General features: G+C 71.0%; 14 protein-coding genes and 1 tRNA gene. 5 read left to right on the top strand and 10 right to left on the bottom strand.

Translation table 11 applies throughout. From position 1 onward, the window contains the following. Window positions 1-14 precede the first annotated feature (14 nt). Entirely contained in the window at window positions 15-710 is a 696-nt protein-coding gene (locus tag AC07DW_RS08830; protein ID WP_478856920.1) for an SIMPL domain-containing protein, read from the top strand. A gap of 119 nt (window positions 711-829) precedes the next feature. Next, on the top strand, window positions 830-2260 hold the full coding sequence (pyk, locus tag AC07DW_RS08825; protein ID WP_478856919.1) for a pyruvate kinase: 1431 nt from the start codon (window positions 830-832) through the stop codon (window positions 2258-2260). 227 nt (window positions 2261-2487) lie between these two features. Here the strand turns inward: pyk and AC07DW_RS08820 are convergent. Next, window positions 2488-2560: transfer RNA gene (locus AC07DW_RS08820), tRNA-Leu, on the bottom strand. A gap of 103 nt (window positions 2561-2663) precedes the next feature. On the opposite strand from AC07DW_RS08820, the gene AC07DW_RS08815 reads away from it, so the two are divergent. After that, window positions 2664-3320 (top strand): ANTAR domain-containing response regulator, encoded by a 657-nt coding sequence (locus AC07DW_RS08815; RefSeq protein WP_478856918.1) that lies wholly within the window; start codon window positions 2664-2666, stop codon window positions 3318-3320. 62 nt (window positions 3321-3382) lie between these two features. Here AC07DW_RS08815 and AC07DW_RS08810 read toward each other — a convergent pair whose 3' ends face one another. From AC07DW_RS08810 to AC07DW_RS08775, 8 genes are all read right to left on the bottom strand, one after another. Continuing rightward, on the bottom strand, window positions 3383-4099 hold the full coding sequence (locus AC07DW_RS08810; protein WP_478856917.1) for an ABC transporter ATP-binding protein: 717 nt from the start codon (window positions 4097-4099) through the stop codon (window positions 3383-3385). Further along, entirely contained in the window at window positions 4096-5202 is a 1107-nt protein-coding gene (locus AC07DW_RS08805; RefSeq protein ID WP_478856916.1) for an ABC transporter ATP-binding protein, read from the bottom strand. Before AC07DW_RS08805 ends, AC07DW_RS08810 begins: the two co-directional genes overlap by 4 nt. Window positions 5203-5204: 2 nt before the next feature. Further along, the gene (locus AC07DW_RS08800; protein WP_478856915.1) at window positions 5205-7031 is read right to left on the bottom strand and encodes a branched-chain amino acid ABC transporter permease; all 1827 of its coding nucleotides are present in this window, start codon (window positions 7029-7031) and stop codon (window positions 5205-5207) included. A 7-nt stretch (window positions 7032-7038) separates the two neighbouring features. Then, window positions 7039-7968 (bottom strand): branched-chain amino acid ABC transporter permease, encoded by a 930-nt coding sequence (locus AC07DW_RS08795; RefSeq protein ID WP_336318498.1) that lies wholly within the window; start codon window positions 7966-7968, stop codon window positions 7039-7041. A gap of 94 nt (window positions 7969-8062) precedes the next feature. After that, window positions 8063-9295, bottom strand: coding sequence for a branched-chain amino acid ABC transporter substrate-binding protein (locus tag AC07DW_RS08790; RefSeq protein WP_478856914.1), 1233 nt, complete (start codon window positions 9293-9295; stop codon window positions 8063-8065). 434 nt (window positions 9296-9729) lie between these two features. Beyond that, on the bottom strand, window positions 9730-10125 hold the full coding sequence (locus AC07DW_RS08785; protein WP_478856913.1) for a hypothetical protein: 396 nt from the start codon (window positions 10123-10125) through the stop codon (window positions 9730-9732). Window positions 10126-11089: 964 nt separating this feature from the next. Beyond that, on the bottom strand, window positions 11090-11596 hold the full coding sequence (locus tag AC07DW_RS08780; RefSeq protein WP_478856912.1) for a PaaI family thioesterase: 507 nt from the start codon (window positions 11594-11596) through the stop codon (window positions 11090-11092). Window positions 11597-11659: 63 nt separating this feature from the next. Continuing rightward, window positions 11660-13942, bottom strand: coding sequence for an FdhF/YdeP family oxidoreductase (locus tag AC07DW_RS08775; protein ID WP_478856911.1), 2283 nt, complete (start codon window positions 13940-13942; stop codon window positions 11660-11662). A gap of 198 nt (window positions 13943-14140) precedes the next feature. On the opposite strand from AC07DW_RS08775, the gene polA reads away from it, so the two are divergent. Beyond that, on the top strand, window positions 14141-16795 hold the full coding sequence (gene polA / locus AC07DW_RS08770; RefSeq protein WP_478857021.1) for a DNA polymerase I: 2655 nt from the start codon (window positions 14141-14143) through the stop codon (window positions 16793-16795). Between the two features lie 64 nt (window positions 16796-16859). On the opposite strand, the gene AC07DW_RS08765 is transcribed toward polA, so the two are convergent. Continuing rightward, window positions 16860-17669, bottom strand: a complete 810-nt coding sequence (locus tag AC07DW_RS08765) for a DUF4184 family protein (RefSeq protein ID WP_478856910.1) — start codon at window positions 17667-17669, stop codon at window positions 16860-16862. Between the two features lie 208 nt (window positions 17670-17877). On the opposite strand from AC07DW_RS08765, the gene AC07DW_RS08760 reads away from it, so the two are divergent. Continuing rightward, entirely contained in the window at window positions 17878-19638 is a 1761-nt protein-coding gene (locus tag AC07DW_RS08760; protein WP_478856909.1) for a lytic transglycosylase domain-containing protein, read from the top strand. The last annotated feature ends 76 nt before the right edge of the window (window positions 19639-19714 follow it).

Raw genomic sequence — 19714 nt, 5'->3', positions numbered from 1 at the left:
GGGACCGACCGGCGATGACCCAGCCCAGCGACCTCCCCCACGGCACCCCCCGAGCCCCCCGCGTCGCCGTGCGCGGCGAAGCCCACCTCGAAGTCGACCCCGAGATCGCCCGCATCGGCGTCACCGTCACCGCCCGCGGCACCGACCGCCGCGCGACCCTCGACGACCTCACCCGCCGCAACACCACCGTCCTCGACCTCATCAAGAGCTACGGCGACACCGTCGAGAACCTCCGCACCGGAGCCTTCTCCATCAGCCCCGAACTCGGCCGCCACGGCCGCACCGAACGCGTCCGCGCCTACCACGGCACCGTCCACATCACCGCCGAACTCACCGACTTCACCACCCTCGGCGAACTGGCCACCCGCCTCGCCGACCTCGAACTCACCCGCGTCGACGGCCCCTGGTGGGCCCTGCGCCCCGACTCACCCGCCCACGGCGAAGCCCGCCGCCTCGCCGTCGGGGAAGCCGTCCAGCGCGCCCGCGAATACGCGGAGGCCCTCGGCACCCGCCTCGACGCCCTCGTCGAACTCGCCGACCTGGGAGCCGAGACCCCGACCCCCTACCTCCCGCCCGCCGGCGGCACCCGCATGGCCTTCGCCGCCGCATCCGCGGAATCGGCCCCTCCGCCGCTCGACCTCGAACCCCAGCGGCAGACCGTCACCGCACAGGTCAACGCCCGGTTCACCATGCACCCGCCCCAGCTCTGACGCTCATCGGAGCACGCCCCCGCACAATTCAACACTTGTCAATAGGGCTTCATGCAAAGGTCGTTGAACAGTCACGCGGGACCAAATCTCTACCCACCGGTAAGCCATAGGCTCACCCCATGCGCCGAGCCAAAATCGTCTGCACCCTGGGCCCAGCCACCGACACATACGACCAGATCAAGACCCTGGTCGAAGCCGGAATGGACGTCGCCCGCTTCAATCTCAGCCACGGCACGTACGCCGACCACGAGGAGCGCTACCAGCACGTACGCAAAGCCTCCGACGAAACCGGCCGCAGCGTCGGCGTACTCGCCGACCTTCAAGGCCCGAAGATCCGCCTCGGACGGTTCCGCGAAGGACCCGTACTCCTTGAACGCGGCGACGACTTCACCATCACCGTCGAACCCGGCGTCCAAGGCGACCGCCACACCTGCGGCACCACCTACGACGGCCTCGCCGCCGACGTCACCCCCGGCGAACGCATCCTTGTCGACGACGGCCGCGTCACCCTCGAAGTCACCACCGTCGACGGCCCCCGCGTCCACACCACCGTCATCGAAGGCGGCATGGTCTCCGACAACAAGGGCCTCAACCTCCCCGGCGTCGCCGTCTCCGTCCCCGCCCTCTCCGACAAGGACGTCGAAGACCTCCGCTGGGCCCTGCGCACCGGCGCCGACGTCATCGCCCTCTCCTTCGTGCGCAGCGGACGCGACATCGAAGACGTCCACCGCGTCATGGACGAGGAGGGCCGCCGCGTCCCCGTCATCGCGAAGATCGAGAAGCCCCAGGCCGTCGACAACATCGACGACATCGTCGCCGCCTTCGACGGCATCATGGTCGCCCGCGGCGACCTCGGCGTCGAAATGCCCCTCGAACAGGTCCCCATCGTCCAGAAGCGCGCCATCAAGCTCGCCAAGCGCAACGCCAAACCGGTCATCGTCGCCACCCAGATGCTCGACTCGATGATCGACAACTCCCGCCCCACCCGCGCCGAGGCCAGCGACGTCGCCAACGCCGTCATCGACGGCACGGACGCCGTCATGCTCTCCGGCGAGACCAGCGTCGGCCGCTACCCCGTCGAAACCGTCCGCACCATGAGCCGCATCGTCGAAGCGGCCGAGGGGGACGTCCTCTCCCAGGGCCTCCCTCCCCTCACCGAACGCAACAAACCCCGCACCCAGGGCGGCGCCGTCGCCCGCGCCGCCGCCGACATGGGCGACTTCCTCGGCGCCAAGTACCTCGTCGCCTTCACCCAGTCCGGCGACACCGTCCGCCGCCTCTCCCGCTACCGCTCCCCGATCCCGCTGCTCGCCTTCACCCCCGACCCGGCCACCCGCTCCCAGCTCAACCTCACCTGGGGCGTGGAGACCTTCCTGGGCCCGCACGTCGACTCCACGGACGCGATGGTCGCCCAGGTGGACGAGCACCTGCTGACGATCGGCCGCTGCCGCGAGGGCGACGTCGTCGTCATCACCGCCGGCTCCCCGCCGGGCGTCTCCGGCTCCACCAACCTCGTCCGCGTCCACCACATCGGCGAACCCCTGGCGTGACCCGCCGCTCAGCACTCCGGCCCGACGTGCGCGTCCACCAACCCCCGGACGCGCGTCGGGCGACCGAGACGTCGTACGGATCCCTGTCGCGGGTGCGGCGCGTCCACTCGGCGGCCAACGGCATGGGTGGGCCCGGAACATCCGGGGACGCGGGGAGAGGCGGCCGTCCTGCAGCGGGACGAGTGAAGATCGCCTGAACGGCTGGTGACCTTGCAATCCAAGGTAAGTGCCCCGGGTGGGATTCGAACCCACGCTGTATGGTGTTTGAGACCACTGCCTCTGCCGCTGGGCTACCGGGGCATCCTTCGAAACGAAGGTTTGGGCTCACCCGCCGTGTCCCTACCTTACAGGAGGTGGGTAGGCTCATGGGGAGCTGTACCTGCCCTTGGAACGAGGAGCCCACGTGACCGCCCCCGAGTCGCCCCAGCCCGACGCAGCCGACGACGACAAGTCGCACGTCCCGCCGCTGACGACCCGCGTCGTCATCGCCGAGGACGAGGCCCTCATCCGCCTCGACCTCAAAGAGATGCTCGAGGAAGAGGGCTACTCGGTCGTCGGCGAGGCCGGTGACGGTGCCCGCGCCGTCGAGCTGGCGCGGGAGCACCGGCCGGACCTCGTCATCCTGGACGTGAAGATGCCCGTCCTGGACGGGATCTCCGCCGCCGAGAGGATCGCGGGCGAGTCCATCGCCCCGGTCCTGATGCTGACCGCGTTCTCGCAGCGGGACCTGGTCGAGCGGGCGCGGGACGCCGGAGCCATGGCGTACCTGGTGAAGCCGTTCAGCAAGAGCGACGTGGTGCCGGCGATCGAGATGGCGGTGTCGCGGTTCGCGGAGCTGAAGGCGCTGGAGAAGGAGGTCGCGGACCTCTCGCAGCGGCTGGAGACGCGGAAGCTGGTGGACCGGGCGAAGAGCATCCTGCAGACGCAGTACGGGCTGTCGGAGCCGGCGGCGTTCCGGTGGATCCAGAAGACGTCGATGGACCGGCGCATGTCGATGCAGCAGGTCGCCGAGGCGGTCATCGAGGACGCCGAGGAGAAGAAGGCCGCGAAGGGCCAGTAGTACGAGGACGACGGAGAGGGCCCACCCGGTGCCGGGCGGGCCCTCTCCGTGTGCGTAGGGCGTCAGTCCTCGCCGAGGTAGGCCTTGCGGACGGACTCGTCGTGCAGGAGGTCCCGTCCGGAGCCGGAGAGGACGATCTTGCCGATCTCCATCACGTGGGCCTGGTCGGCGAGGGAGAGCGCCGCCTGGGCGTTCTGCTCGACGAGCAGGATGGTGGTGCCCTGCGCCTTGAGCTCGGCGATGGTCGCCATGATCTTCTGCATCATGATCGGGGAGAGGCCCATGGAGGGCTCGTCGAGCATGAGCAGCTTGGGCTGGGACATCAGGGCGCGTCCCATGGCGAGCATCTGCTGCTCACCGCCCGAGAGGGTGCCGGCGGCCTGCTTGCGGCGTTCCCCGAGGATGGGGAAGAGGTCGTAGGCGCGCTGGATGTCCTTCTCGATACCGGTCCGGTCGCTGCGGAGGAAGGCGCCGAGGCGGAGGTTGTCCTCGATCGCCATGCGCGGGAAGATGTGCCGCCCCTCGGGGGAGTGCGCGAGCCCGAACGAGACGATCTTGTGGGCGGGGTACTTCCTGAGCGGCTTGCCGTCGAACTTCACCTGGCCGCCGACCGGCTTGAGGAGCCCGGACAGGGTGCGCAGGGTGGTGGTCTTGCCGGCACCGTTGGTGCCGATGAGGGTGACGACTTCGCCCGCGTCGACGGTGAAGGAGATGCCCTTGACGGCTTCGATCTTGCCGTAGGCGACGCGCAGGTCCTCGACTTCGAGCAGGGCGGTCATGAGTCGTTCTCCTTGCCGGTACCCGAGGCGCCCGAGGCTTCGGCGGCGGTGGTCGGGGCGGTGGTGCGGTCGGTGTCGCCGTCGGTGACGTCCGAGGGGGCGGCGTCCGTGTCGGCGTCGGCGTCCTCGTCGTCAGGTGCGCCGGCGTCTTCCGTGCCGGCGTCTTCCGTGCCGGCGTCGGCGTCGTCCGCGTTCGGGGCCGTCTCGGTGGCGTCGGCTGCCGGCGCGGCGGCCTCCTCCGCGGCGGCCTCTTCCGCGGCGGCGACTTCCGCCGCCTCCGACTCGCCGGGCTCGCCCTCGAAGGGCTCGCCGAGGTAGGCGGCGATGACGCGCTCGTCGCGCTGGACGGTCTGGCCGTCGCCCTCGACGAGCTTCTGCCCCTGGACGAGCACGGCGACGCGGTCGCAGAGGTTCATGATGAACCGCATGTCGTGCTCGATCACGAGGATGGCGATCCCCATGTCCCGGATGGCGAAGACCAGTTCCTCGGTGGCGCGGGTCTCCTGCGGGTTCATGCCGGCGGTGGGCTCGTCGAGGAGCAGCAGGCCGGGTTCGCTGGCGAGGGCGCGGGCGATCTCGAGCTTGCGCTGCTCGCCGTAGGGGAGGTTGCGCGCGAGGTGGTCGGCCTTGGCGGCCAGGCCGACGAACTCCAGGAGTTCGTGGGCGCGGGCGCGGGAGGCGGCTTCGGCCTTGTGGAAACCGGGACCGCGGAGGAGGGCCGACCAGAGGCCTTCCTTGGTGCGGGTGTGGCGGCCGACGAGGACGTTCTCCAGCACGGTCATGTTGCTGAAGAGCCGGATGTTCTGGAACGTCCGGGCGATGCCGGCGGCGGTCACCTTGAAGGACTTGGGCGGCAGGATCTTGCCCTTGTACCGGACCTCTCCCTCGGTGGGGATGTAGAGGCCGGTGAGGCAGTTGAAGAAGGTGGTCTTACCGGCGCCGTTGGGTCCGATGAGGCCGACGATCTCACCGCTCTTCACCGTGAGGTCGACCGAGCGTACGGCGGTGAGGCCGCCGAAGCGCATGGTGACGCCGCGGGCGTCGAGGACGGTTTCGCCAGGAGCCGGGGCCTTGGCCGTGGTGGCCGTCGTGGTGGTGGTCATGTTCAGGCACCTGCCTTGGTGAGGGTGGCGGGCGCTTCCTCGTTCTCGTGGAATTCGAGCTGGCGGCGGCGGTTGGGGATCATTCCCTCGGGGCGGAAGCGCATCAGCAGGACGAGCGCGACGCCGAAGGCGAAGAGCTGGTAGTCGCCGAGGAACTGCAGCTTGTTGGGGATGAGGAAGAGCAGTGCGCCGCCGACGAGCGGTCCGCTGATGGTGCCCATGCCGCCGAGGACGACGGCGGCCAGCAGGAAGGCCGAGTTGGGCGGGACCACATGGGCGAACTGGTACTGCTCGGGGGTGACGGTGTAGGTGACGTGGGCCTGGACGGCGCCGGCGAGGCCGGCGAGGGTGGCACCGAGGGCGAAGGCGACGAGCTTGACGCGGAAGCCGTTGATGCCCATGGCGAGCGCGGCGGTCTCGTCCTCGCGGATGGCGATCCAGGCGCGGCCGATGCGCGATTCGCTGCTGCGGCGGAACACCACGACAACGATCAGGGTGACCAGCAGCATGAGGAAGAAGTAGTTCGCGAACCGGCCGATGGTGAAGCCGCCGATGGTGTGGACGGCGCCGAAGTCGAAGCCGAACATGTTGAGGTTCGGGATCGAGGAGATGCCGTTGGAGCCGTTGGTGACGTCGGGGCCGGAGGTGCCGTCGAGGTTGAGGACGGTGATACGGAAGATCTCACCGAAGCCGAGGGTGACGATGGCGAGGTAGTCGCCGCGCAGCCGGAGCGTCGGGGCGCCGATGAGGACGCCGAAGATCATGGAGACGGTCGCGCCGACGAGGATGGCCGCCCAGAAGGGCAGGTGCACGTCGTAAGGCGAGGAGGGGGAGCCGGAGACCATGGCGGCGGCGTAGGCGCCGACGCCGAGGAAGGCGACGTAACCCAGGTCGAGGAGACCGGCGAGGCCGACGACGATGTTCAGGCCGAGGGCGACGGTGGCGAAGATGAGGATGTTGACGCCGATGGTGGCGTACTGGTCGTCGCTCTGGGTGAAGGGGAAGGCCGCGGCGGCGACGAAGGCACCGATCATGGCGACGTTGCGGTGCCGTGCGGTGAGCCCCGAGACGCGGGCGATGAGCCCGGCCTTGTTGAGGGCCGCGAGGCCGAAGCCGGCGGTCATCAGGAAGCCGAGGAAGAGTTCGTCGTACTCGGTGCCGATGCCGTACGTGAAGACGGAGAGGCCGAGGGCGAGTACGGCGGTGATGATGAGGATCTCGACGTAGCCGGGCAGCTTGCGGGCCGGGGCGACCGGTCCGGTGGCGAGGGCGGCCTTGACGGTGGCCCACTTGTTGCCGGCGCGGTGCTTGAACTGGTCCCAGCCGCTGTCCTCGGGGTCGGCGGGCAGCAGGTGCGGCCGTTCGAAGGGGAGGGCCAGGGCGCCGATGAGCGCGGCGAGGGTGACCAGGGCCACGACGTAGCCGCCGGGTTCGAGGTTGATCACGCCGCCGAGCTGGACGCTGATGGCGATGACCGTGTACCAGGCGGTGACGAACGCGGCGAGGGCCGACAGCTTGATGGCGGAGTCGGCACCCGCGGGCACGAGCCAGCGGGTGCCCTTGACGCCGTACGAGGCGAGTCCGAAAACGGCGGTCAGGGCGCCGCCGATGAGGACGAGCCACTGGAGGCCGCCTGGGTAGCCGTAGTACGTGAGGTCGCCGGGGAAGGCGGGGGTCCAGGTCCAGGCCAGGAACGCGGAGACGACGGTGAGCGCGCCACCTGCGGTGGCGGTGGCCCGCGCGAGGTGCGGGGGCAGGGCTATGAGCCCGGTGCGCTCGACGGCCGTGGCGGTGTGCGGGGTGTCCGCGGTGGTGGTCTGTGTGGTCATGGTGGTGTCACGCCCTGTCCGCGACGCGCTCGCCCAGGAGGCCCTGGGGCCGGAAGAGGAGCACGAGGATGAGGAGTACGAACGCCCAGACGTCGGCCCAGGACTGGCCGCCGAGCTGCTGCATGCCGGGGATGTCGGCGATGAAGGCGGTGGCGAGGGTTTCGGCGAGGCCGAGGGCGAGCCCGCCGATCATGGCGCCGTAGATGTTGCCGATGCCACCGAGGACGGCCGCGGTGAACGCCTTGAGGCCGAGGATGAAGCCCATGCGGAAGTTGACCTCGCCGTACTTGAGGCCGTAGGCGACGGCTCCGATGGCGGCGAAGGCGGCTCCGAGGGCGAAGGCGACCACGATGATGCGGTCGGTGTTGATGCCCATGAGCTTGGCGGTGTCCGGGTCCTGTGCCGTGGCCTGCATGCCGCGTCCGGTCCGGGTCTTCATGACGAAGTAGCCGAGGACGGCCATGGAGAGGGGCGCGGCGGTCAGGAGGAAGACGTCACCGGTCTGGATGGTGATGCTGCCGAGGTGGAAGGGACCGCCGGGGATCTCGGGGAAGGTGAGGGAGGAGGTGGCTCCCGGGTACCAGGCCCAGACCGCCTGCTGGAGCGCCAGCGAGATGCCGATGGCGGTGATGAGGGGAGCCAGGCGTGGGCCCCCGCGCAGGGGCCGGTAGGCGAAGCGTTCGGTTCCGACCGCGATGGTGACGGCGACGATGATCGCGCCGATGATCATAAGTGGCAGGGCGAGCCACATGGTGGTGCCGCCGGGGAGTATCAGCCAGACCGTGAGTGCGCCGAAGCCACCGGTCATGAAGATCTCGCCGTGGGCGAAGTTGATGAGCTGGACGATGCCGTAGACCATCGTGTAGCCAATGGCGACCAGCCCGTACATCGATCCGAGTAGCAGGCCGTTGACCAGCTGTTGCGGCAGTTCGTTCACCGCAGGTCCTCCGAAGTCTTTCGCCGGATGTGACACCGCGCGGGGCGCTTTGTGCAGCGTCCCGCGCGGCCAGGGATGTGATGCGGAGTCGTGATCAGCCGGTGTAGGTGCCGGACTTCACGGGCTTCCAGGCGCCGCCTTCGTAGCGGTAGACGGTGAGCTGCTTGTTGGTCGCGTCACCGAACTCGTCGAAGGAGACCTTGCCGGTGACACCGTCGAAGGAGACGCTCTTCATGGCCTCGAGGACCTTGCTGCGGGCGTCGTCGGGCAGCTTGCCGCCGTTGTCGTCGACGACCTTCTTGACGGCCTCGATGATCGACCAGGCGGAGTCGTAGGAGTAGCCGCCGTAGGCTTCGAAGGCCTCCGTGTACTTGGCCTTCTTGTAGTTCTCGACGAACTCCTTGGCCGAGGGGAGGGTCTCGACCGGGGCGCCGACGGAGGTGGCGAGGTCGCCCACGCCCTCCTTGCCGGAGAGCTTGATGAACTCGGCGCTGTAGATGCCGTCGCCGCCGACGAGCGGGATCTTGGCGCCGGAGGCCTTGATCTGCTTGCTCAGCGGGCCGGCCGCGGGGTACTCGCCGCCGTAGTAGACGACGTCGGCGCCCGAGTTCTTGATCTTGGTGACGACCGCGGAGAAGTCCTTGGTGTCCGGGTTGACGTGGTCCTCGCCGGCGACCTTGCCACCGAGCTTGGTGAACTCGGCCTTGAAGGTGGCGGCCAGTCCGGCGCCGTAGGTCTTCTTGTCGTCGACCAGGAAGACCTTCTTCTTCTTGGCGTCGTTGAAGAGGTACTGCGCCGCGAAGGGGCCCTGGATGGCGTCCGTGGTCGCGGTGCGGAAGTACGAGGCGTACGGGCGCTTCTTGGTGCCGCCGTTCCAGTCCTGGCCCTGGGTGAGGGCGGGGTTGGTGTTGGCGGGGGAGACCTGGACGAGCTTGGCGTCGTCGAACACCTTCTGCATGGACTCGGCCACGGAGGAGTTCAGCGGGCCGACCACGCCGAGGACGTTCTTGTCGGCGACGAGCTTGGTGGCGTTCTGCTGGCCCGAGGAGGGCTGCGCCTGGTCGTCGAGCGCCTCGATCTTGAAGGTGACGCCGTCGACGTACTTCTTCTCGTTGGCCTGCTTGGCCGCGAGGTCCACCGAGTTCTTGATGCCGAGGCCCAGGGCGGAGAGGTCGCCGGTCAGCGGGGCGTCCACACCGATGACCACGGTGGTGCCGCCACCTCCGGCGGAGTCCCCACTCTTGTCGTCGCGCGAGCCACAGGCGGTGAGGGACAGTGCTCCGGTCGTGAGCACTGCGGTGAGTATGAGCAACGAACGCTGTCGCACGAAGGGGTCCTTTCCCTGGCGCGGTCTCCTCGGGTCGAGGAGCCGTGTCGAGCGCCGGGCCGTACATGGAGTGGTACAGCCGTGCAGTTGACGCGCCCGGCGGCGCGGTGACTGGCCGTGACTCTAAGCGCAGCCGGGGCGGCTCGGGGAGCGCCATCGGCAGGATGTGACTCTCTTGTTATGCCGTGGCCAAACGTTTCGATGCGTGGCGCCTACACCCTTCGGGGACGATCCGGCGTTCCTCTCACATGTCGAGAACGCCCAGTTCCGCTAAGGGGCTTGGGGCGATCTTGGTGCTTACGAACCCCTCGGGCCCCGGCGGTCCGGAAGGGGGTGACGAGGGGGTGTCGCGGCGCCGGAGGTGCCCTTCGGAGCATGATCATGTTTGCGTCCGTATATTACTCAGCGTGACGGAGGGCGGTCGGTCCTCCGGGTCACCGCCAGGGGTGGCCGGTGGGTCCGCCGCTCCTGTGGCGCTCGGCGCACCGCCGGTTCGTCTCCTCCTCGATCACCCTCCGGGCGCCGTCCGCGCCGGTCCGCCCGCGCTCCTCGCGGGCCTCGGCGACGACCGCTTCGAGGATCTCGTTCTGGCCACCGGACAGGCCCTTCTGCATGAAGTCCCCTTTCGCCCGCCCGGCCAGCTCTTCGCGCGCCCAGTGTCCGATGAGAGAGACGCACAGTTCGATAGGTGAAGTAGTGCTCGGTGCGGGCGAGTTGGGACGGTCGTCCCCGTGCGGCCGGGAGTCGCACCCGAGCAGCAGGACGGCACAGGAGAGCAGGGCGAGCGGCAGGGTCCGTCGTCGCCCGCGGTGCGGCGCACCGGGCGTCATGCGGCAGACGTTACGGCGTGCCCGGGGCCGTGGGCCAGGCCCCGGGAGTGCCAACTGTGTGTAAGCGTCGGGGGGTTGGGAGGGGTCCGTGTGAGTGGTGGGCGAGGCGTGAAGCATGTGGGCGCGTGCGGTGGTGACGTCCCGGCCGGATGCCTCCGGCGCGGGGTGCTTTGCCGCGATCGCCCGGATTGGTACCGGGCGGGTGCGGCCGGTCGGCTCCCCCTGGACGCCGTCGCCGGTCCGTCTCGGGCGGGGTCCGCGCCGTGCCCCGTGCGGGCCGCCGCCGACGGACTCGCGCACGGTGGAACCCGGGGAGGCGGCGGGTTCGGCCGTGGGCCCCGTGGCCGCCGCCCGGTGGTGGGTGTTTCCGGGACGGCGACGGACAGCGACGGAGGCGGCAGCCGCGGTGGCGGGCGGGCGCTGGTCCTGCGGCCTGCGGAAACCGTCGCGTGGGCGGCGGCGCGCACCCCGGTGGCGCCGCCGCCGGCAGCCCGTCGGGGCGCCCGCGCGACGACCTGTCGGACCGGGTTCCGGTAAGGGGCGCAGGGGGTGTGCGGGGCTGTGTCGGCGAGGCTTTTCGCCGGCGGGGGACGCCGGGTCGCGCGGCACGGCGGTGCGGAGGGAGGTGTCCAAGGGGTGGACGCTTTTCGCGGCGCGGGTCCGCGCCGGGTGCCGCGCCAGGCGCGTGGACCCGGGAAAACGGCGCCGGAGCGGCCGGGGTGTCGCGCCGGACGGTCCGAAAGGCTGCCGGTTGGGGCGCCGGGCAGCCCCGGGCGTCACCCCGGGGCGGTCCGGCCCTGGGCGGCGGGGTGCCGGCGGAGGTGGTGGGCGGCCGCGGGTGCCGGGCCGGTGGCTGGAGCGGTCCGCAAGGGTGGCGCGGGCCGGCCGGGGCGGTGGGCCGGCCGGGTCGTCGCCCCGCCGACCGGTCGCCCGTCACCGGTGGGCCGGCCCGCGTCGGACCGGGTCAGCCCGTGGTGCCGGGGGCCGTCGCCCCGGGGACGTTGTCCGCGTCCTTGGGGGAGACGTCGCGCAGCAGGCACGTCAGGCGGGCGGTGCAGACCCTCTTGTCCTGCTCGTCGGTGATGACGATCTCGTACGTGGCGGTGGAGCGCCCGCGGTGGACGGGGGTGGCCACGCCGGTCACCAGTCCGCTGCGGACCCCGCGGTGGTGCGTGCAGTTCAGGTCGACGCCCACGGCGATCTTGGAAACGCCGCCGTGGAGCATGGAGCCGACCGAGCCGAGGGTCTCGGCCAGCACGGCGGAGGCGCCGCCGTGCAGCAGCCCGTAGGGCTGGGTGTTGCCCTCGACCGGCATGGTGCCCACGACCCGGTCCGCGGACGCCTCGACGATCTGGACGCCCATGCGGTTGCCGAGGTGCCCGGCGGAGAAGAGGGCGGGCAGGTCCACACCGAGCGAGGCGTACTCGTCGATGACCTCTTGCGGGAACTTCACCTGTGTCTGCTCGCCCATGGGGCCCGGCTCCGATCGTCGTACCGTCGTGTCCCTGCACTGCCGTACTGCCTAAGCGAACGCTCAGGCGGAGGGCGATTGTTCCAGACGCACGACGACGGACTTGCTGGCGGGGGTGTTGCTGACGTCGGCGGTCGAGTCCAGCGGGACCAGGACGTTGGTCTCCGGGTAGTACGCGGCCGCGCACCCGCGCGCGGTCGGATAATGGACGACGCGGAAGCCGGGCGCGCGGCGCTCGGTGCCGTCCTTCCACTCGCTGACCAGGTCGGTGTACGCGCCGTCGGCGAGGCCGAGCTCCCGGGCGTCCTCCGGGTGCACCAGGACCACCCGGCGGCCGCCCTTGATGCCCCGGTAGCGGTCGTCCAGCCCGTAGATCGTGGTGTTGTACTGGTCGTGCGACCGCAGTGTCTGCAGCAGCAGCCGGCCCTCGGGGACCTGGGGGTACTCGACTGGCGCGGCGGTGAAATTCGCCTTGCCGGTCCTCGTCGGGAAGCGCCGCTCGTCCCGGGGGGCGTGCGGCAGGGCGAAGCCGCCGGGGTTCGCCGCCAGCCTGGCGTTGAAGTCCTCGAAACCGGGCACCACGCGCGCGATGCGGTCGCGGATCGTGGCGTAGTCCTTCTCGAACTCCTCCCACGGGGTGGCCGACGCCTCGCCCAGCACGGCCCGCGCCATGCGGGCCACGATCGCCGGTTCGGACAGCAGGTGCGGGCTCGCCGGCGGCAGGTTCCCCCGCGAGGCGTGGACCAGGCCCATCGAGTCCTCGACGGTCACGAACTGCCTGCCGCTCTTCTGCACGTCCTTGTCGGTGCGGCCCAGCGTGGGCAGGATCAACGCCCGTGTGCCGGTGACCGCGTGCGAGCGGTTCAGCTTGGTCGACACGTGCACGGTGAGCCGGGCGCGCCGCACGGCGGCCTCGGTGACCTCGGTGTCGGGTGTCGCACCGACGAAGTTGCCGCCCATGGCGAAGAAGACCTTCGCCTTCCCGTCGCGCAGCGCCTGGATCGCCCGTACGACGTCGAGGCCGTGGTGCCTGGGTGAGGTGATCCGGAACTCCTTGTCGAGCGCGTCCAGGAAGCCGGCCGAGGGGCGCTCGAAGATCCCCATGGTGCGGTCGCCCTGCACGTTGGAGTGGCCGCGCACCGGGCAGACCCCGGAGCCGGGGCGGCCGATGTCGCCCCGCAGCAGGAGGAAGTTGACCACCTCGCGGATGGTGGCCACGGAGTGCTTGTGCTGGGTGAGGCCCATGGCCCAGCAGACGATGGTGCGCCGTGATCCGAGCACCATGCGCAGGGCGCGCTCGATCTCGTCGCGCCGCAGGCCGGTGGCGGCGAGGGTCTCGTCCCAGTCGGCCGCGCGGGCGGTGGCGGCGAACTCCTCGAAGCCGTGCGTGTGCTCGTCGACGAAGCGCCGGTCGACCGCGCCGTCGGTCTCCAGGATCAGCTTGTTGAGCAGCCGGAACAGCGCCTGGTCGCCCCCGATGCGGATCTGGAGGAACAGGTCGGTGAGGGCGGCCCCCTTGATCATGCCCTGCGGGGTCTGCGGGTTCTTGAACCGCTCCAGGCCGGCCTCGGGCAGCGGGTTCACCGAGATGATCCGCGCGCCGGACGCCTTGGCCTTCTCCAGGGCGGACAGCATCCGCGGATGGTTCGTGCCCGGATTCTGGCCGGCCACGATGATCAGGTCGGCCTGGTGCAGGTCCTCCAGCGAGACGCTGCCCTTGCCGATGCCGATCGTCTCCGTGAGTGCCGAGCCGGACGACTCGTGGCACATGTTGGAGCAGTCCGGCAGGTTGTTGGTGCCGAACTCGCGGGCGAAAAGCTGGAGCAGGAAAGCGGCCTCGTTGCTGGTGCGGCCGGAGGTGTAGAAGACGGCCTCGTCGGGGGAGCCGAGCGCCGTCAGCTCCTCCGCGATGATCGCGAAGGCGCGCTCCCAGCTCACCGGCTCGTACCGGTCGGCGCCCTCGGCGGCGTACACGGGCCGGGTGATGCGGCCCTGCTGGCCCAGCCAGTAGCCGCTGCGGCCGGCGAGGTCGGCGATCGGGTGCGCGGCGAAGAAGTCCGGCGTGACGCGGCGCAGCGTCGCCTCCTCGGCGACGGCCTTCGCCCCGTTCTCGCAGAACTCCGCGACGTGCCGCTTGTCGCCCTCCGGCCAGGCGCAGCCGGGGCAGTCGAAGCCGTCCTTCTGGTTGACCTTGAGCAGCGTGCGCGCGGTGCGTCGCACGCCCATCTGCCGCTGGGACATCCTGAGGGTGTGCCCGATGGCGGGGAGGCCCGCGGCGGCGTGCTGCGGCGGCGCGACCTGCGGCGCGTCCTGGACCGGGTCACCTGCGGGCGGCTTGCTGGCCATCGCGCTCTCCCTTGAGCGGTCGTGTCCGTGGGACGTCCTCGACGTACGTCTGTACGTCTCCGATCCTGTCACGTGGCACCGACGGCGGCGGACTCAAGGCTCGCTCGGTCGGGATTGTCAGTGGTCCGTGGCAGGATCGTCCCCGTGGTAGAGACAGCATCGAAGAAGACCGACGACAACCGTCCGCGCCTGCTCCTCATGGACGGGCACTCCCTGGCGTACCGGGCGTTCTTCGCGCTGCCCGCGGAGAACTTCACCACCGCGAGCGGCCAGACGACCAACGCCATCTACGGCTTCGCGTCGATGCTGGCGAACACGCTGCGCGACGAGTCGCCCACGCACTTCGCGGTGGCGTTCGACGTGTCGCGCAAGACCTGGCGCTCGGCGGACTTCCCCGAGTACAAGGCCAACCGCTCCAAGACCCCCGACGAGTTCAAGGGGCAGGTGGAGCTCATCGGTGAGCTGCTCGACACCATGAACGCGGACCGGTTCGCGGTCGAGGGCTTCGAGGCCGACGACATCATCGCCACCCTGGCCACCCAGGCCGAGGCGGCGGGCTTCGAGGTGCTGATCGTCACCGGTGACCGTGACTCGTTCCAGCTGGTCTCCGACCACATCACCGTGCTGTACCCCACCAAGGGCGTCTCGGAGCTGACCCGCTTCACCCCGGAGAAGGTGCGGGAGAAGTACGGACTGACCCCCGCGCAGTACCCGGACTTCGCCGCCCTGCGCGGCGACCCGTCCGACAACCTTCCGGGCATCCCCGGTGTCGGTGAGAAGACCGCCACGAAGTGGATCAGCCAGTTCGGTTCGTTCGCGGAGCTGGTCGAGCGGGCCGACGAGGTCAAGGGCAAGGTCGGCCAGGCGCTGCGCGACCACCTGGAGTCGGTCAAGCTCAACCGTCACCTCACGGAGCTGGTCCGTGACGTGGAGCTGCCCAAGGCCGTCGCGGACCTGGAGCGCAGGCCCTACGACAGGACGGCGCTGAAGGGCTTCCTGGAGCTCCTGGAGATCCGCAACCCCAGCCTGCGGGAGCGTCTCCTCGCCGTCGACCCGGGCGCCGAGGAGGAAGAGGCCCCGGCCCCCGCCGCCGGCGTCGAGCTCGACGGCTCGGTTCTGGGCGCCGGTGAGGTGGCGCCCTGGCTGGAGGAGCACGGCCGGCAGCCGCTCGGTGTGGCCACCGTCGCCACCTGGGCCCTGGGCGTGGGCAATGTCGCCGAGGTCGCGCTGGCGGCCGCCGACGGCCACGCGGCCTGGTTCGACACCACCCAGCTGGACGAGGCCGACGAGAAGGCCTTCGCCGGCTGGCTCGCCGACCCCGACCGACCGAAGATCATGCACAGCGCCAAGGAGGCACTGCGGGTCTTCCCGGAGCACGGCTGGCACATCGAGGGCATCACCATGGACACCGCCCTCGCCGCCTACCTGGTCAAGCCCGGCCGCCGGTCCTTCGCGCTGGACGCCCTGTCCGTCGAGTACCTGCACCGCGAGCTGGCCCCCGCCGCGGCCGACGGACAGCTCGCCTTCGGCGCCGACGAACAGGCCGAGGCCGACGCCCTGATGGCACAGGCCCGCGCGGTCCTCGACCTGGGCGAGGCGTTCGGCGAGAAGCTGACGGAGGTCGGCGCCACCGAGCTGCTGCACGAGGTGGAGCTGCCCACCTCCCTGCTGCTCGCCCGGATGGAGCGGCACGGCATCTCCGCCGACCGCGCCCATCTGGAGGCGATGGAGCAGCAGTTCGCGGGCGCGGTGCAGCAGGCGGTGAAGGAGGCGCACGCCTCCGTGGGGCACGAGTTCAACCTCGGCTCGCCCAAGCAGCTCCAGGAAGTCCTCTTCGGCGAGCTGAACCTGCCCAAGACGAAGAAGACGAAGACCGGTTACACCACGGACGCCGACGCGCTGGCCTGGCTGGCGGCCCAGACCGAGCACGAACTGCCGGTCGTCATGCTGCGCCACCGCGAGCAGGCGCGGCTGCGCTCCACGGTCGAGGGCCTGATCAAGACCATCGCGGCGGACGGCCGTATCCACACCACCTTCAGCCAGACGGTCGCGGCCACCGGCCGCCTCTCCTCGACGGACCCCAACCTGCAGAACGTGCCGGTCCGTACCGACGAGGGCCGCGCGATCCGGCACGGCTTCGTCGTCGGCGAGGGCTTCGAGTCGTTGATGACGGCCGACTACAGCCAGATCGAGCTGCGGGTCATGGCCCACCTGTCCGAGGACGCGGGCCTGATCGAGGCGTTCACCTCCGGCGAGGACCTGCACACGACCGTCGCCTCCCAGGTGTTCTCGGTGGAGCGGTCCGCCGTCGACGCCGAGATGCGCCGCAAGATCAAGGCCATGTCGTACGGCCTGGCGTACGGCCTGTCCGCCTTCGGCCTCTCCCAGCAGCTGAACATCGAGGCGGGCGAGGCGCGTGCCCTGATGGACACGTACTTCGAGCGGTTCGGCGGTGTGCGCGACTACCTGCGCCGGGTCGTCGACGAGGCGCGCGCCACCGGGTACACGGAGACGATGCTCGGTCGCCGCCGGTACCTGCCGGACCTGAACAGCGACAACCGCCAGCGGCGCGAGTCGGCCGAGCGGATGGCGCTCAACGCCCCGATCCAGGGCACCGCCGCCGACATCGTGAAGGTCGCCATGCTCAACGTCGACCGGGCGCTGCGGGAGGCGAACCTGAACACCCGCATGCTGCTCCAGGTGCATGACGAAATCGTGCTGGAGGTCGCCCCGGGCGAGCGTGAGCGCGTCGAGGAGCTCGTCCGCCACGAGATGTCCACCGCGGTCGAACTGCGCGCCCCGCTGGACGTCTCGGTGGGCGTCGGCCCCGACTGGGACTCCGCGGCCCACTGACGCGGCCCCCGCCGCCCCGAACCCCCACGCCGCTACCGGGGGTTCGGGGCGGCGGACCCGCCCCTCAACGCACCGCCCGCAACCGCATGCCCGCGCCGTACAGCAGCAGGCCCGCCGCCAGCCCCGCACCGGCCCCGAAGCACGCGGTCGGGATGATGTCCAGCGGCGTGTCGATCCGGCCCCAGTACGCGTACCACCGCACACACCGGTGCACGACCCCCACCGCCACACACGCCCCGAGCAGGCCCGCGGCCAGCCACCGTCCCCGCCGGTCCAGCACCGGCACCGACGCCGGAGCCCGTCCGGCCGCCTCCGGCGGAACCCTCCGCAGCGCGCCCCCCGTGAACCACACCAGCACCACCAGCGCGACGGCGGAGCCGCCGTACTGCGCGTACAGGTACACGGGGAACCCCGCCACCACCGCCCCGAGCGCCGGGAACACCTCCGTGCCCCACCGGTCCGCGTGGGTGAACAGGTCCCACACCACGTGCGTCATCGCCCCGATCACGGCCGAGGCGTAGAACCGGGCCGCCAGCCAGGCCGGGCGCCGCCCCCGCCAGGACTCTCCCCGCACCACCCTGTGCACCCGCCCCTGCCACCGCCCGGGTACCAGCGCGAGCAGAGGCTCACGCACCATCAGCCACACCGCCACCAGGGCGGCGGTGATCAGGACGTCGACGGTCAGCACCCCCGGCAGGCTGTGTGTGACGTTCCCGAAGAGCATCGCCCCGGGCACCGCGGTGTCCGCGAAGTAGGTCATGTCGGGCGAGAAGGAGCCCATGACCAGTGCCGACGCGACGAAGGGCCCCCGCGCGGTGCCGGACCTCCGTATCCCGGGCAGGACCGCCGCGGCGTGGCTGAGCGTGAATGGCATGGCTGTGGTGCCCCCCGGATGCGTACCGCCGATCAACGGCGCCCAGTATGCGCGACGTCCACGCACCGGGTTTCGGACGACCCGGAGGTGACGAATACGTGAAAAGCGGTCAGGTGGCGGTGTGCAGGATCGACGAGTTGACGTAGGGTCGCCTGAGTCACCGCGCTGGGGAGCGCGAAGGGCCGGCCAACGGGGAGGGACCAGACGTATGGCAGCGCGCATCGGCCGTCGGCTGCGCAAGGGAGCCACCAGCACGGCGGTGGCCGCTGTGGCGGTGGCGGCACTGTCCGCCTCGCAGGGACCCGGGGTGACGGTTCCCGTCGCGGGCGGCGGGGCCGACCAGCCGTCGTCGGACACGACTCCGCCCCCGCCCGGCGGGTCGGCGACCGGCGACTCCTCGTACTACACCGACCTGCCGCCCCTCAACACCCCCGCGCCGCCCGGCGGTTCCACCCAGCCGGCCGTCACGGGCCCCGCGGAGGCGGGCATCCCCGCGACCGTGCTCGCCGCCTACAAGCAGGCCGAGCAGCACCTGAGGACCGACGACCCGGGGTGCAACCTGCCCTGGCAGCTCCTCGCGGGCATCGGCAAGGTCGAGTCGGGACAGGCGCGTGGCGGCCGTGTCGCGGCAGACGGCACCACCCTCACGCCGATCCTCGGGCCGGTGCTCAACGGTGTCGGCTTCGCCAACATCTCCGACACCGACGACGGCGCCTACGACGGCGACTCCACGCACGACCGCGCCGTCGGTCCCATGCAGTTCATCCCCTCCACGTGGGCGACCTGGGGCCAGGACGCCAACGGCGACGGCCGCAAGGACCCCAACAACATCTACGACGCCGCCCGGGCCGCGGGCATGTACCTGTGCGCGAACAACCGCGACCTCGCCGTCAAGGCCGACCTGGACAAGGCGATCCTCAGCTACAACCGCTCGACGGAGTACCTGCGCACGGTGCTCTCCTGGTTCGAGTACTACAAGAACAACAGCCACCAGGTGCCCGACGGCACGGGTGTCCTGCCGGTCGACCTCGGCGACACCGGCGCCGACCCGAGCCCTCTCCCGACGCCCACCCCCACCCCGTCGGTCACGCCCCGGCCCGTCACGCCCGGCCCCTCTCCCTCGCCGGGTTCCGGCGGCGGCACGCCGGCCCCCAAGCCGACGAAGCCGGCCACCCCGGCCCCGAAGCCGCCGACGCCGACGCCGACGCCGACCCCCACGCCCAAGCCGACCCCCACACCGACCCCCACACCCACACCCACGCCGACGCCCACGCCTTCCCCGTCGCCGTCCGCGACGGTCGCTCGCCTCAAGGACGCCGGTACCGGACCGTTGACCGCGACGGCCGGCACCCTGTTCACGGAGCGTCCCGCCGTCATGGCGCTGGACGCGGCGGGCCGGCCGGTGGCCAGGGTCGCGGTGCGGTTCGCGATCACCGGTGACACCGACTCCCGCTTCCCGGACGGCGCCACCACCGTCACCGTGCTCACGGGCGCCGACGGCACCGCCACCGCGCCCGCGCTCCAGGCGGGCGAGCGGACCGGCGCGTTCACCGTCCGGGCCACCGTGGCCGGCCGGACGGTCACCCCCGTCGAGTACGGCGCGACCGTCACCGCCCGGCAGGCCGACGCCCTGGCCAGGACGGACGGCAGGGAACTGACGGCCGCGCCCGACGCGGAGTTCGCGAACCAGGTCCAGGTGAAGGCGACGTACAAGGGGGCCGGCGTCTCCGGTGTCGCCCTGGCCGCCACCATGGTCAAGACGGCCGGGGACGCGACCGCCAACGACCGGGGGCCCTTCTTCAAGGACGGCCTGGGGAACCCGGTCCGCACCCTGGAGGGCCTGACGACCGACGCGGACGGCCTGCTCACGCTCCCGAAGATCTACGCGGACGGCCAGGCCGGCACGTACCTGCTGCGCCTCACCACCGCCGGCGGCGCGACCCTGACCGTCGGGCTCAAGGTCGCCTGACCCGCCAGCCCGCCCGCCTTGCCCGAAGCCGACGCCTCGGCCGGCGCCGGGAAACCGGGGTCCGACGTCCGCCCGG

The sequence above is a fragment of the Streptomyces sp. NPDC045701 genome (assembly GCF_056432045.1).
Note: the sequence above shows the minus strand (reverse complement) of the source record. Positions and strands in the feature narration are given on the sequence as shown.